Source organism: Kosakonia oryzendophytica, assembly GCF_900094925.1.
GTDB classification, from domain to species: domain Bacteria; phylum Pseudomonadota; class Gammaproteobacteria; order Enterobacterales; family Enterobacteriaceae; genus Kosakonia; species Kosakonia oryzendophytica.
Map to the genome: position 1 here is coordinate 415,500 of NZ_FMAY01000002.1, position 13,333 is coordinate 428,832.

Sequence of the window (13,333 nt, forward strand, 5' to 3'; positions counted from 1 at the left end):
ACAACGACATAAAGGAATTGACGATGGCTACCCCACATATTAATGCAGAAATGGGCGATTTCGCTGACGTAGTGTTGATGCCGGGCGACCCGCTGCGCGCAAAACACATTGCCGAGACGTTCCTCGAAGACTACCGCGAAGTGAACAATGTGCGCGGCATGCTGGGTTATACCGGTACCTATAAAGGCCGCAAAATCTCCGTGATGGGCCACGGTATGGGCATTCCGTCCTGCTCTATTTATACCAAAGAGCTGATCACTGAGTTCGGTGTGAAGAAAATTATCCGCGTGGGTTCCTGCGGTGCGGTGCGTATGGACGTGAAATTGCGTGATGTGGTGATCGGGATGGGTGCATGCACGGATTCCAAAGTGAACCGCATTCGTTTCAAAGATCATGACTTTGCCGCGATCGCTGATTTCGACATGGTGCGTAATGCCGTCGATGCAGCAAAAGCGCTGGGCGTAGATGCGCGCGTGGGCAACCTGTTTTCCGCCGATCTGTTCTACTCGCCGGACGGTGAAATGTTCGACGTGATGGAAAAATATGGCGTGCTGGGCGTAGAAATGGAAGCTGCGGGTATCTACGGCGTGGCGGCGGAGTTCGGGGCGAAAGCGCTGACTATCTGCACCGTTTCCGACCATATCCGTACTCATGAGCAGACCTCTTCTGCTGAGCGTCAGACGACCTTCAACGATATGATCAAAATTGCGCTGGAATCTGTCCTGCTGGGCGACAAGGCGTAAGTTTCTCTTCTAAGGGCAGGTTCTCTGCCCTTTTTTATCTCTTCACGAAACTGTTCATGCGCATTCACCACTGTCGGGGGCTGTTAACGCACCGCGCTGGCAATCCACGCCGAAAGCTGGCGTAGCTCCTGTTCCTGTTCCGGGAAATCCACCAACAGTGCGTCACACTCCTGCGCCAGCATGTCCGCCCGGTACAGGCAGCCCTGTAAACGCGCAGCCAGCGCTTCCAGCGGTGCCGGGTTCAGGCTGTCGGTAAACACCTGCGTGCGAGTGATGTGGCCTTTCTCAACGTCAAAATGCAACTCCACACCGCCCCAGCTAAAACGCTCATCCAGCAGATGGCTAAATGCGGGAGCCTGGCCAAAGTTCCACTCCCAACTGCTCTGGCGTGCGAAGGTTTCGGCGAAATTGGGCAGATCCGGCGTTTTATCCGGCGAGATAATCTCCGCGTCTACACGCTCACCGTAGTGAGCAAAAAACGCCTCTGTCACCGCGTCGCAAATTTGCTCGTGGGTAATGCCTGGCAGCAGATCCACCAGGTTCGCCACACGCCCGCGCACGGAGGTGATACCTTTGGCTTGCAGCTTTTTTTTGTCCGGATTCAGATAGTTAGCCAGACGACTGAGATCGGCATTTAACAGCAGGGTACCGTGGTGGAAACCCCTGTCTTTGGTTTCGCGGTATGCAGATCCAGAGACCTTGCGGTCGCCTTCTGCGGTTTTGACAACCAGATCGTTGCGCCCGGAAGCCTCCGCCACGATACCAAGCGAATTCAACGCATTGAGCACGATCGCCGTAGAGATAGTTTTATCGTATTCCGGTTTCCCGGCCATAAAGGTAAAGCAGGTATTCCCCAAATCGTGGAACACCGCACCGCCGCCGCTGCTACGACGCGCCAGGCGCACGTTGTCTTCTTCCATGCGCCGGGTATTGCACTCTTTCCACGGGTTTTGCGCCCGCCCGATCACCACCGTATCGGCATTACGCCACAGGAACAGCACCCGCTGCGTGGCGGGCATCTGACGGAAGATGCACTCTTCAACCGCCAGGTTGAACCAGGGATCATAAGAGTCAGAGATGAGCAGACGAAGCGTCGACATAGCAGATTTCCTTTCTGTAACATTCAGTTATCTTACCGGAGGCGGACCACTACTCTTTCTTTTCGGGTTCTTCTTCTTCCGGTACGGATTTGTTCGCCGTCAGCAAGAACGGCGATTGCTGCCAGCGGGTGCGTTTACCCTGTAATAAGGTGCGCGCCAGAATCACACCAATCGCCAGCGAGAGTAGTAGCATCAGGCGCAGAATATTGGTGGTGTTATCCACCTGTTTCGCCTCGGTCGCCAGCGTGTGTGTATCCAGCGTCAGGCGCAGGTAGCCCAGAGGACCGCTTTTACCCTGAATGGGTTCGACGATCTGTTGATTAAAGTAACCGCCCGCTTTTTTGCCATCCAGCGCCAGTCGGTCGCGGACATCAATGCTTTCGCCGGAACGTGCAACCAGATCGCCTTCGGCATCGTATACGCCCGCATCAAGGATGCGGCTCTCTTCGGTTAACTGATGCAGCACGATGCCGATGCGTTTTTCATCCGGGGTTTCGGTGCGCATCAACGGCGCGAGATTGAGCGTCACCTGGCGCGCCAGCGTTCTCGCCAGCTCTTCAAGCTGCGGGTTACGCTGGCGTTGGTGGTTTTGACTGAACCAGGACGCGCCCTGCATGAGCGCCACCAGTAACGCCAGACAGATCAGCACTGTCACTGCGCGGTGCAGTCGAAATTTAAGTTTTGCGCGAGCCATATTCCACCTGTTGAAAATTTAAGGCTTAATGTTGCCAGAAGCGCTGGTTACAAGGTAGCCTCATGCGTTATTTTCCCCTCCGATGCTTTCTGGCGCGAACGTTTTTACAGGAGCTTTAATGCCGAACAGTTTGACCTGGTGCGATCTGCCCGATGATGTTTCTCAGTGGCCGGGATTGCCGCTCTCTTTAAGTGGTGATGAGGTTATGCCTCTGGACTATCATGCTGGTCGTAGCGGCTGGCTTCTGTATGGGCGTCATCTGGACAAACAACGCCTGACAACCTACCAGCGTAAACTGGGTGCCGCCATGGTGATCGTCGCGGCCTGGGATGTGGAAGATTACCAGGTGATCCGACTGGCAGGATCATTAACGCCGCGCGCTTCCCGACTGGCGCACGATGAAGGCATGGACGTTGCGCCGCTGGGGAAAATCCCGCACTTGCGCTCGCCTGGGCTGCTGGTGATGGATATGGATTCCACCGCGATCCAGATTGAGTGTATTGATGAAATCGCCAAACTGGCAGGAACGGGTGAAATGGTGGCGGAAGTCACCGAACGCGCGATGCGTGGCGAGCTGGATTTTACCGCCAGCCTGCGTAGCCGCGTGGCGACGCTGAAAGGCGCGGACGCCAATATCCTGTTGCAGGTGCGCGAAAAACTGCCGCTGATGCCGGGTCTGGTGCAACTGGTGTTGAAGCTGGAAACGCTGGGCTGGAAAGTGGCGATTGCCTCCGGCGGTTTTACTTTTTTTGCGGATTATCTGCGCGACAAACTGCGCCTGACGGCGGCAGTGGCGAACGAACTGGAGATCATGGACGGCAAATTTACCGGCCAGGTGCTGGGGGACATCGTCGATGCGCAATATAAAGCCAGAACCCTGAAACGCCTGGCGGAAGAGCACGAGATCCCAACGGCGCAGACGGTCGCAATTGGCGATGGGGCGAACGATCTGCCGATGATCAAAGCCGCCGGGTTGGGTATTGCTTTCCATGCCAAGCCAAAGGTGAATGAAAAGGCAGAAATTACCATCCGTCACGCAGATCTGATGGGCGTATTCTGTATTCTTTCCGGCAGTATCAATAAGAAATAGAGGTGAGTGTGGCGAAAGCTCCGAAACGCGCGTTTGTCTGTAATGAATGCGGTGCAGATTACCCGCGCTGGCAGGGGCAGTGCAGTGCCTGTCATGCCTGGAACACCATTACGGAAATACGTGTTGCTGCGTCGCCCACCGTGGCGCGCAATGAGCGTCTCGCTGGCTATGCCGGCAGTGCGGGCGTATCGAAAGTGCAAAAACTTGCCGATATCAGCCTTGAAGAGCTGCCGCGCTTCTCTACCGGTTTTAAAGAGTTTGACCGTGTGCTCGGCGGTGGCGTTGTGCCCGGCAGCGCTATCCTGATTGGCGGAAACCCTGGCGCGGGCAAGTCCACGCTACTGTTGCAGACGTTGTGCAAACTCGCCGAACAGATGAAAACGCTGTATGTCACGGGTGAAGAGTCACTGCAACAGGTGGCGATGCGTGCTCACCGACTTGGATTACCGACGGCCAACCTGAATATGTTGTCGGAAACCAGTATTGAGCAAATCTGCATGATCGCAGAGGAAGAGCAGCCGAAACTGATGGTGATCGACTCCATTCAGGTCATGCATATGGCGGATATCCAGTCATCGCCGGGCAGTGTCGCGCAGGTGCGTGAAACAGCGGCTTACCTGACGCGGTTCGCTAAAACACGCGGCGTGGCGATTGTGATGGTCGGCCATGTGACGAAAGACGGTTCCTTGGCGGGACCGAAAGTGCTGGAGCACTGCATCGACTGTTCGGTACTGCTTGACGGTGATGCGGATTCCCGTTTCCGTACGCTGCGTAGCCACAAAAACCGTTTTGGCGCGGTTAATGAACTGGGTGTGTTCGCCATGACCGAGCAGGGGTTGCGCGAAGTGAGCAATCCCTCGGCCATTTTCCTCAGTCGTGGCGATGAGGTGACTTCCGGCAGCTCTGTAATGGTGGTGTGGGAAGGTACCCGTCCGCTATTGGTAGAGATTCAGGCGCTGGTGGATCACTCAATGATGTCAAATCCCCGGCGGGTTGCAGTAGGTCTGGAACAAAACCGTCTGGCGATCCTGCTGGCGGTGCTGCATCGTCACGGTGGGTTGCAGATGGCGGATCAGGACGTGTTTGTGAACGTTGTTGGTGGGGTGAAGGTCACCGAAACCAGTGCTGACCTTGCACTATTGCTGGCGATGGTTTCCAGTCTGCGCGACAGACCGCTGCCGCAGGATTTGGTGGTGTTTGGCGAAGTGGGGCTGGCCGGTGAGATCCGCCCGGTGCCAAGCGGCCAGGAGCGTATTTCGGAAGCCGCCAAGCATGGTTTCCGCCGCGCCATCGTTCCGGCGGCGAATGTGCCGAAAAAAGTGCCAGAAGGGATGCAGATTTTCGGTGTGAAGAAGCTGGCGGATGCGTTAAGCGTCTTTGACGACTTATAATTGGCTAATGATTTTTGCAGGAGGCAATAATGTCGTCATTTGACTACTTAAAAAACGCCATTCGTCAGAAAGGCTGCACGTTACAACAGGTGGCGGATGCCAGCGGTATGACCAAAGGCTATTTGAGCCAGTTGCTGAACGCCAAGATTAAAAGCCCCAGCGCGCAAAAGCTGGAAGCATTACACCGCTTTCTCGACCTTGAATTTCCCCGTCGTGAGAAGAATATCGGCGTGGTGTTCGGCAAATTTTATCCGCTTCATACCGGGCACATCTACCTGATCCAGCGTGCCTGTAGCCAGGTCGATGAGTTACATATCATCCTTGGCTATGATGACACCCGCGATCGCGAGTTGTTTGAAGACAGCGCAATGTCGCAGCAGCCGACGGTAAGTGACCGTCTGCGCTGGTTATTGCAGACCTTTAAGTACCAGAAAAACATTCGTATTCATGCCTTCAATGAAGAGGGCATGGAGCCGTATCCCCACGGCTGGGATGTCTGGAGTAAGGGTATTAAGGCGTTTATGGCCGGGAAAGGTATTACGCCGAACTGGATTTACACCTCAGAAGAGGCGGATGCGCCGCAGTACTTGCAGCATCTGGGCATTGAAGCGGTGCTGGTGGATCCAAAGCGTACCTTTATGAATATCAGCGGCTCGCTGATCCGCGAGAACCCGTTCCGCTACTGGGAATATATCCCAACGGAGGTGAAGCCGTTCTTCGTGCGTACGGTGGCGATCCTCGGTGGTGAATCCAGCGGGAAATCGACGCTGGTGAATAAGCTCGCCAATATTTTCAACACCACCAGCGCATGGGAATTTGGCCGCGATTATGTGTTCTCGCATCTCGGCGGCGATGAAATCGCTTTACAATATTCCGATTACGACAAGATTGCGCTGGGGCACGCTCAGTACATTGATTTTGCAGTAAAATATGCGAATAAAGTGGCGTTTATTGACACCGATTTTGTCACTACGCAGGCGTTCTGCAAAAAATATGAAGGGCGCGAGCATCCGTTTGTTCAGGCGCTGATTGATGAATACCGTTTCGACCTGGTGATCCTGCTGGAGAACAATACGCCGTGGGTTAATGATGGGCTACGCAGCCTTGGCAGTTCGGTGGATCGTAAAGAGTTCCAGGATATGCTGGTGTCGATGCTGCGGGAAAACAACATTGATTTTGTGCGGGTGGAAGAAGCGGATTATGATTCGCGCTTCCTGCAATGCGTAGAACTGGTGAAAAAGCTGATGGGGCCGTAGCCCCATCAGATTTATTTCGCGATACGTTTGTACTTCATTCGTTTCGGCTCCAGCGCGTCTGCGCCCAGCGTACGTTTCTTGTACTCTTCGTATTCGGTGAAGTTACCTTCAAAGAACTCCACTTTACCCTCATCCTGATAATCAAGAATATGGGTCGCAATGCGGTCGAGGAACCAGCGGTCGTGCGAGATAACCATCGCACAGCCCGGGAACTCGAGCAGGGCGTTTTCCAGCGCGCGCAGGGTTTCAATATCCAGGTCGTTAGTCGGTTCATCGAGCAGCAGAACGTTGCCGCCAACCTGCAGCAGTTTCGCCAGATGCAGACGACCGCGCTCACCCCCTGACAGCTCACCTACGCGTTTGCCCTGATCGGTGCCTTTGAAGTTGAAGCGACCAACATAGGCGCGGCTTGGCATTTCGGTGTTGCCGATACGCATGATATCCAGCCCGCCTGAGACTTCTTCCCATACGGTTTTGCTGTTGTCCATCGCATCACGGAACTGATCCACCGACGCCAGTTTTACCGTATCACCCAGGGTGATGCTGCCACTGTCTGGCTGCTCCTGACCTGACATCATACGGAACAGTGTCGATTTACCCGCACCGTTCGGACCGATAATGCCGACAATGGCCCCTTTGGGTACGGAGAACGACAGATTATCAATCAGCTGACGATCGCCGTAGGATTTGCTGAGGTTGCTGACTTCCACCACTTTGTCGCCCAGACGCGGTCCTGGTGGAATAAACAGTTCGTTGGTTTCGTTACGTTTCTGGTATTCGGTATTGTTAAGCTCTTCAAAGCGCGCCAGACGGGCTTTGCCCTTCGACTGACGGCCTTTCGTACCCTGGCGAACCCACTCCAGCTCTTTCTCAATGGATTTGCGGCGCGCCGCTTCCTGAGAAGCTTCCTGCGCCAGACGCTGATCTTTTTGTTCCAGCCAGGAGGAGTAGTTGCCTTCCCACGGAATCCCTTCGCCGCGGTCCAGCTCAAGGATCCAGCCTGCAACGTTATCAAGGAAGTAACGGTCGTGGGTGATCGCCACCACGGTACCTTCGAAGTCGTGCAGGAAGCGTTCCAGCCAGGCCACGGATTCCGCATCCAGGTGGTTGGTGGGTTCGTCAAGCAGCAGCATGTCCGGCTTTTCCAGCAGCAGACGGCACAGTGCCACGCGACGGCGTTCACCCCCGGAGAGGTTGGCAATTTTCGCATCCCAGTCCGGCAGACGCAGCGCGTCTGCGGCGCGTTCAAGCTGCACATTCAGATTATGGCCATCGTGCGCCTGGATAATCTCTTCAAATTTCCCTTGCTGTGCGGCAAGCTTATCGAAGTCAGCATCCGGCTCAGCGTATTTGGCATACACCTCATCCAGACCTTTCAGCGCGTTAACCACTTCAGCCACGGCTTCTTCTACAGATTCACGTACCGTCTGTTCCGGGTTAAGTTGCGGCTCTTGCGGCAAATAGCCGATCTTGATTCCCGGCTGCGGACGGGCTTCGCCTTCAATGTCTGTGTCGATGCCGGCCATGATGCGCAGCAGGGTAGATTTACCGGCGCCGTTAAGACCCAGCACGCCGATTTTTGCGCCAGGGAAGAAGCTTAGCGAGATATTTTTCAGAATATGACGTTTCGGCGGGACAACTTTGCCGACACGATGCATGGTATATACGAATTGAGCCACGTTGGACTTCGCCTCTTTTTATCGTCATAGAAGGAGTATTCAACAGCGGAGTGTAGCCGTTTTCGACGCTTAAGCCCAGCCAGCTAAGCCCGGAGTGTTAAATCCCGTGAGAAAGGTAAAAAAGTGTTCGGAACATGGCGCGTTAAGGCCTGCCCGGTTAGCATTACATCATGACGCGGCATGACGCTGCCACTAAGAGAGAATAAGAGGAAAGAGCTGTGCAGAGAGCTAAACATACCGCCTGGCGATTTGCGGCGGCCTGCGTTTGTTTGCTGTCCCTCAGCAATGCGGCGCGTGCGGATTCACTGGATGAACAACGTAATCGCTACGCGCAGATCAAAACTGCGTGGGATAACAAACAGATGGATGTGGTGCAGCAACTGCTGCCGACGCTGAAGACCTATCCGTTGTACCCCTATCTTGAATATCGCCAGATCACTGATGATCTGATGAATCAGCCCGCGATCACCGTCTCCAATTTTGTGCAGGCTAACCCCACGTTACCGGCGGCGCGTGCGCTGAAGTCCCGCTTTGTCAATGAACTGGCCCGCCGCCAGGACTGGCGAGGACTGCTGGCGTTCAGCCCGGAAAAACCGACCACCACTGAGGCGCAGTGTAACTACTACTTTGCTAAATGGAGCACCGGTCAGGCGGAAGAGGCCTGGGCCGGAGCAAAAGAGTTGTGGCTGACCGGCAAAAGCCAGCCGAATGCCTGTGACTCGCTTTTTGGCGCGTGGCGAGCCTCGGGTGCTCAGGATCCGCTAGCGTTCCTGGAACGCATTCGTCTGGCGATGAAAGCAGGCAATACTAAACTGGTCACACTGTTGGCCGGGCAGATGCCGTCGGACTATCAGACTATCTCAACGGCGATCATTAATCTGGCCAACGATCCCGGTACGGTGATGGATTTTGCCCGTACAACCGGCGCGACCGATTTTACGCGCCAGATGGCGGCGGAAGCTTTTGAAAGTGTAGCGCGCCAGGATGTGGAGAATGCCCGGTTGATGATCCCGTCGCTGGTGCAGGCGCAACAGTTAAACGACGAACAAACCCAGACTTTACGCGATATTGTCGCCTGGCGCTTAATGGGCAATGACGTCACCAGCGATCAGGCACGCTGGCGCGATGATGCAATCATGCGTTCGCAATCTATTTCGCTGCTCGAACGGCGCGTGCGTATGGCAATTGGCGATGGCGACCGCCGTGGGCTCAATACCTGGCTTTCCCGTTTGCCGATGGAGGCGAAAGAGAAAGATGAATGGCGATACTGGCAGGCGGATCTGTTGCTTGAACGCGGGCGAGACACGGAGGCCAAAGAGATCCTGCACGCACTAATGCAGCAGCGTGGCTTCTACCCGATGGCCGCTGCTCAGCGTCTGGGTGAGGATTATCCGTTGCAGGTGGATAAGGCACCGGGTAACCCCGATCCCGCGTTGGTCCAGGGCGCGGAAATGGCGCGCGTGCGTGAGCTAATGTACTGGGGGCTGGATAATACTGCCCGTAGCGAGTGGGCCAATCTGGTGACCAGCCGCAACCAACAGGAGCAGGCGCAACTGGCGCGTTACGCGTTTAATCAGCACTGGTGGGATCTCAGCGTGCAGGCCACCATTGCCGGCAAACTGTGGGATCATCTGGAAGAGCGTTTCCCGCTGGCCTACAACGATCTTTATGCCCGTTACACCCGCGGCAAAGGGATCACCCAGAGCTATGCGATGGCAATTTCGCGCCAGGAAAGCGCGTGGAACCCCGCCGCACGTTCGCCAGTCGGGGCCAGCGGTCTGATGCAACTTATGCCTGGTACCGCAACGCACACGGTGAAGATGTTCAACATTCCAGGGTACAGTAATGCCAGTCAGCTCTTTGATCCGGAAACCAATATCAATATCGGCACCAGCTATCTGCAATATGTTTATCAGCAGTTTGGTAATAACCGTATTTTCTCCTCTGCCGCGTATAACGCCGGACCTGGACGTGTGCGTAGCTGGTTGAACAACAGTGGCGGGAAATTGGATGCGGTGGCGTTTGTTGAAAGCATTCCGTTTTCTGAAACCCGTAGCTATGTGAAAAACGTCCTCGCCTATGATGCGTACTATCGTTTCTTTATGGGTGAGAGAAAGCCTGCTGTGTTCAGTGATGCTGAATGGCAGCGCCGTTACTGATTTCTGTGGTTTATGCTATGCTGTGTACTCGCTTAAGAGTACACAGCACTGAACCCTGAGAGTGGCGGTAAATTATGACTCAGCAATCCCCTTATTCAGCAGCAATGGCCGAGCAACGCAACCAGGAGTGGCTGCGTTTTGTTGAACTGGTCCGGCAGTCTTATGAGAAGGATCTGCATATTCCGTTGCTTAACCTGATGCTTACACCGGACGAGCGTGAAGCATTGGGCACCCGAGTACGGATTATCGAAGAGCTGCTGCGTGGTGAGATGAGCCAGCGTGAGCTGAAATCCGAACTCGGTGCGGGCATCGCGACGATTACCCGTGGATCGAACAGCCTGAAGGCCGCGCCAGCGGACTTACGTTTGTGGCTGGAAGAGACCTTACTGAACGGTCAACGGTAAATCGCATTGTGAAACGGGCTGAGCGCGAGGATCACCGCCTGGTGGTAGACGCTCGCGCGGGTCAGTTTCCCGGCGGTGAACACGCCGATCGCGCCGTCCTTACGGCCAATTTCATCGATGCCGGTGTGGTGTGACATCACCGGTCCCAACGCTTCTCCTGCTCGTACTTTCTCCAGGATCACCGCCGGTAGCGGAAGCGTAGCCGAGCGGGCTTCTCCGCGCTGGTGATGATTTTCAATCACCACCCAGCTAAAGGTGCTGTCGCCGTCTATACCGGCTTCAATGGCAACCCAAAAATCCGCTTCGGGTCGGATTTGCCGCGCGTTGGTAACACGATTTCGTGCGCCAGCCCGCGTTTCGTCACTGCCAAACGGCTGTTCCGGGACGCCACTATCGACGGAGACGGACTCAATATGGCAGGATCCCTCCCCGAAGATCTCGTTAAAAGCGTGCAGAATCGCCCGAATTTTTGCGGGATTGGTGGTAGCTGAGACAACATGGTGCATAATCTATACTTGGCTTGTCCGAAACGAGACGCGTTCTTTACTCCGGGCAGAGGCCTTCCTCAGAGAATAAATTCATCGCAGTATAATGGATAAAAAAGCATGTTACAGGTATACCTTGTTCGCCACGGTGAAACGCAGTGGAACGCCGAGCGTCGTATTCAAGGCCAGTCTGACAGTCCGTTAACCGACAAAGGGGAGCAGCAGGCCCGGCAGGTGGCTGAGCGCGCCAAAGCGTTAGGCATCACCCACATCATCGCCAGCGACCTGGGTCGAACGCGTCGTACGGCTGAAATTATCGCTGATGTTTGTGGCTGCGGAGTCACGCTTGAGCCGCGCTTACGCGAGCTGGATATGGGCGTGCTGGAGCGTCGCCACATCGAATCCCTGACGGAAGAAGAAGAGAGCTGGCGTCGCCAACTGGTGAATGGCACAGCGGATGGTCGTATTCCTGATGGTGAGTCTATGCAGGAGTTAAGTGACCGCATGCATGCGGCGCTGGCAAACTGCCTCGAACTGCCGGAAGGCAGCCGCCCGATGCTGGTCAGTCACGGTATGGCGTTGGGCTGTCTGGTCAGTACAATCCTTGGGCTTCCTGCCTGGGCTGAACGCCGTTTGCGTCTGCGCAACTGCTCCATTTCCCGTATCGATTATCAGCAAAGCCCGTGGCTGGCATCCGGATGGGTGGTGGAAACCGCAGGAGACGTCTCGCATCTGGACGCTCCCGCGCTGGATGAGTTGCAGCGTTAGCGGCGAATAGGCACCAGAAACTCGCAGCGGATGTGCGCTGGCGGCTCGCGGTCGCTCTCGCTGCCATCATGCTGCGGATAAAAGTGCTCAATATCCTGCCCTTTGCGGCGCGTAAGGTTGAGCATTGGCATACAGGTGCCATACACCGTCAGGATAAATGCCTGTACGCCGTCTGGGGAGCCTTCGTAGGAAAACGCGACATAATCGCCGCCTTCCAGCAGCACAGGTTCGGCGTTATTCAAATGCCCGTTCGCCATCTCCGGTGTTAGCGCTGTTGTGTAAAACACTTCCTGTTCGTCATCTTTTTCCAGGCTCGGGCGCGGTTCATGCAGGCCGTACAACTCAGACGGGATGGTCGGAGAGTTACTTAAAAAGTCACGCCAGAACTGAATACGCATCTGATTACGGAAATCAGAGATCTCTTCCAATGAACAGGTATAACTCTGTGTTGTACCAATCAGGTGCATCGGTGGCAGCGTAACGAATTCATGCTTCGGCAGGGCAAATTCCCCCAGACGCATTGGCGGGCGGATGCCAAAAGCACTCCAGTCTGGCGAACGGCGGTAAAGTGCCGGCGTAACGGCAAACTGTTTTTTGAAGGCTCGGGTAAAAGTTTGTTGTGAATCAAAGCGGTATTGTAGAGCTATATCCAGGATTGGGCGGGCGGTAAGACGCAGCGCAACGGCAGACTTCGACAAACGACGTGCACGGATATACGCACCGATGGCATGGCCCGTTACGTCTTTGAACATCCTTTGCAAATGCCACTTGGAATAACCTGCTTTTGCCGCCACATTGTCTAAAGACAAGGGCTGATCCAGATGGCCTTCCAGCCAGGCAAGTAAGTCGCGAATGATCCCAGCCTGATCCATATAATATCCTCTTCCTTAAAACAGCGGTTAACGCTTGATACAAGGGACGGATGATAGCGGGTTTTTTTTGCTTTAGCATTCAGTGTTTTTTTTGTGCACTGATGCGCATTGTGACTGATTTTCATCATAAATTTTGTAAATTGGTGATCTTCAAACGAATTCTCATCATAAAGATGAATAGTTACGTAACGTAATATTCAAAAATGGTAACAATATGAAATACACAAAGTTAATAGTTCCTGCATTGCTGTTGACGACGCTGAGTGGCGCACACGCAGAACAGATTGGATCGGTGGATACCGTCTTCAAAATGTTTGGCCCCGATCATAAGATCGTGGTTGAGGCATTTGATGATCCGGACGTGAAAAACGTAACCTGCTATATCAGTCGGGCGAAAACTGGCGGTATCAAAGGCGGCCTGGGGCTGGCGGAAGATACCTCCGATGCTGCGATCTCTTGCCAGCAGGTAGGGCCGGTTGAGCTGACGGATAAAATTAAGAGCGGCAAGGCGCAGGGCGACGTGGTTTTCCAGAAGCGTACGTCGCTGGTGTTCAAGAAATTGCAGGTTGTGCGCTTCTATGATGAGAAACGTAACACTTTGGCCTATTTAGCCTATTCCGATAAAGTGGTGGAAGGCTCGCCGAAAAATGCATTGAGCGCGGTACCGATCATGCCATGGAGTAAGTAACAGA

General features: G+C 54.6%; 13 protein-coding genes. 8 read left to right on the forward strand and 5 right to left on the reverse strand.

Annotation, left to right across the window (positions count from 1 at the left end; translation table 11 throughout):
• Positions 1–23: 23 nt before the first annotated feature.
• Positions 24–743 carry a purine-nucleoside phosphorylase gene (gene deoD, locus GA0061071_RS05155; protein WP_061497876.1) on the forward strand — a complete coding sequence of 240 codons (720 nt, stop codon included), beginning with the start codon at positions 24–26 and terminating at the stop codon, positions 741–743.
• Positions 744–826: 83 nt separating this feature from the next.
• On the opposite strand, the gene lplA is transcribed toward deoD, so the two are convergent.
• Positions 827–1,843: a lipoate--protein ligase gene (gene lplA, locus GA0061071_RS05160; protein WP_061497874.1), complete on the reverse strand. Its 1,017-nt coding sequence runs from the start codon at positions 1,841–1,843 to the stop codon at positions 827–829.
• A gap of 49 nt (positions 1,844–1,892) precedes the next feature.
• Positions 1,893–2,537 (reverse strand): YtjB family periplasmic protein, encoded by a 645-nt coding sequence (locus GA0061071_RS05165; protein ID WP_061497872.1) that lies wholly within the window; start codon positions 2,535–2,537, stop codon positions 1,893–1,895.
• A 118-nt stretch (positions 2,538–2,655) separates the two neighbouring features.
• Between GA0061071_RS05165 and serB the strand changes: the two genes are divergently transcribed.
• Genes serB through nadR form a run of 3 tightly spaced genes read left to right on the forward strand, consistent with a single transcriptional unit; the run spans position 2,656 to position 6,274 of the window.
• The gene (gene serB, locus GA0061071_RS05175) at positions 2,656–3,627 is read left to right on the forward strand and encodes a phosphoserine phosphatase (protein WP_061497870.1); all 972 of its coding nucleotides are present in this window, start codon (positions 2,656–2,658) and stop codon (positions 3,625–3,627) included.
• 8 nt (positions 3,628–3,635) lie between these two features.
• Entirely contained in the window at positions 3,636–5,018 is a 1,383-nt protein-coding gene (radA, locus tag GA0061071_RS05180) for a DNA repair protein RadA (protein ID WP_088237431.1), read from the forward strand.
• Between the two features lie 29 nt (positions 5,019–5,047).
• On the forward strand, positions 5,048–6,274 hold the full coding sequence (gene nadR, locus GA0061071_RS05185; protein WP_061497868.1) for a multifunctional transcriptional regulator/nicotinamide-nucleotide adenylyltransferase/ribosylnicotinamide kinase NadR: 1,227 nt from the start codon (positions 5,048–5,050) through the stop codon (positions 6,272–6,274).
• A gap of 11 nt (positions 6,275–6,285) precedes the next feature.
• On the opposite strand, the gene ettA is transcribed toward nadR, so the two are convergent.
• Positions 6,286–7,953: an energy-dependent translational throttle protein EttA gene (ettA, locus tag GA0061071_RS05190; RefSeq protein ID WP_071890613.1), complete on the reverse strand. Its 1,668-nt coding sequence runs from the start codon at positions 7,951–7,953 to the stop codon at positions 6,286–6,288.
• Between the two features lie 218 nt (positions 7,954–8,171).
• Between ettA and sltY the strand changes: the two genes are divergently transcribed.
• Both sltY and trpR read left to right on the forward strand, forming a co-directional pair.
• Positions 8,172–10,112, forward strand: a complete 1,941-nt coding sequence (sltY, locus tag GA0061071_RS05195) for a murein transglycosylase (RefSeq protein WP_088237357.1) — start codon at positions 8,172–8,174, stop codon at positions 10,110–10,112.
• A 74-nt stretch (positions 10,113–10,186) separates the two neighbouring features.
• Positions 10,187–10,516: a trp operon repressor gene (gene trpR / locus GA0061071_RS05200; protein ID WP_061497861.1), complete on the forward strand. Its 330-nt coding sequence runs from the start codon at positions 10,187–10,189 to the stop codon at positions 10,514–10,516.
• On the opposite strand, the gene yjjX is transcribed toward trpR, so the two are convergent.
• Complete coding sequence (yjjX, locus tag GA0061071_RS05205) at positions 10,507–11,022, reverse strand: inosine/xanthosine triphosphatase (RefSeq protein WP_061497860.1); 516 nt, start codon at positions 11,020–11,022, stop codon at positions 10,507–10,509. The two genes, trpR and yjjX, sit on opposite strands and share 10 nt — an antisense overlap.
• Positions 11,023–11,121: 99 nt before the next feature.
• Between yjjX and gpmB the strand changes: the two genes are divergently transcribed.
• The gene (gene gpmB / locus GA0061071_RS05210) at positions 11,122–11,769 is read left to right on the forward strand and encodes a 2,3-diphosphoglycerate-dependent phosphoglycerate mutase GpmB (RefSeq protein ID WP_061497859.1); all 648 of its coding nucleotides are present in this window, start codon (positions 11,122–11,124) and stop codon (positions 11,767–11,769) included.
• Here gpmB and robA read toward each other — a convergent pair.
• Complete coding sequence (gene robA / locus GA0061071_RS05215) at positions 11,766–12,641, reverse strand: MDR efflux pump AcrAB transcriptional activator RobA (RefSeq protein WP_061497858.1); 876 nt, start codon at positions 12,639–12,641, stop codon at positions 11,766–11,768. The two genes, gpmB and robA, sit on opposite strands and share 4 nt — an antisense overlap.
• Before the next feature lie 214 nt (positions 12,642–12,855).
• On the opposite strand from robA, the gene creA reads away from it, so the two are divergent.
• Complete coding sequence (gene creA, locus GA0061071_RS05220) at positions 12,856–13,329, forward strand: protein CreA (protein WP_061497856.1); 474 nt, start codon at positions 12,856–12,858, stop codon at positions 13,327–13,329.
• Positions 13,330–13,333: the final 4 nt, after the last annotated feature.

Excerpts from the sequence above, each read along its gene's own strand:
- deoD (WP_061497876.1), top strand. The coding sequence starts at position 24 with ATGGCTACCCCACATATTAATGCAGAAATGGGCGATTTCGCTGACGTA.
- lplA (WP_061497874.1), bottom strand. The coding sequence starts at position 1,843 with ATGTCGACGCTTCGTCTGCTCATCTCTGACTCTTATGATCCCTGGTTC.
- GA0061071_RS05165 (WP_061497872.1), bottom strand. The coding sequence starts at position 2,537 with ATGGCTCGCGCAAAACTTAAATTTCGACTGCACCGCGCAGTGACAGTG.
- serB (WP_061497870.1), top strand. The coding sequence starts at position 2,656 with ATGCCGAACAGTTTGACCTGGTGCGATCTGCCCGATGATGTTTCTCAG.
- nadR (WP_061497868.1), top strand. The coding sequence starts at position 5,048 with ATGTCGTCATTTGACTACTTAAAAAACGCCATTCGTCAGAAAGGCTGC.
- trpR (WP_061497861.1), top strand. The coding sequence starts at position 10,187 with ATGACTCAGCAATCCCCTTATTCAGCAGCAATGGCCGAGCAACGCAAC.
- yjjX (WP_061497860.1), bottom strand. The coding sequence starts at position 11,022 with ATGCACCATGTTGTCTCAGCTACCACCAATCCCGCAAAAATTCGGGCG.
- gpmB (WP_061497859.1), top strand. The coding sequence starts at position 11,122 with ATGTTACAGGTATACCTTGTTCGCCACGGTGAAACGCAGTGGAACGCC.
- robA (WP_061497858.1), bottom strand. The coding sequence starts at position 12,641 with ATGGATCAGGCTGGGATCATTCGCGACTTACTTGCCTGGCTGGAAGGC.
- creA (WP_061497856.1), top strand. The coding sequence starts at position 12,856 with ATGAAATACACAAAGTTAATAGTTCCTGCATTGCTGTTGACGACGCTG.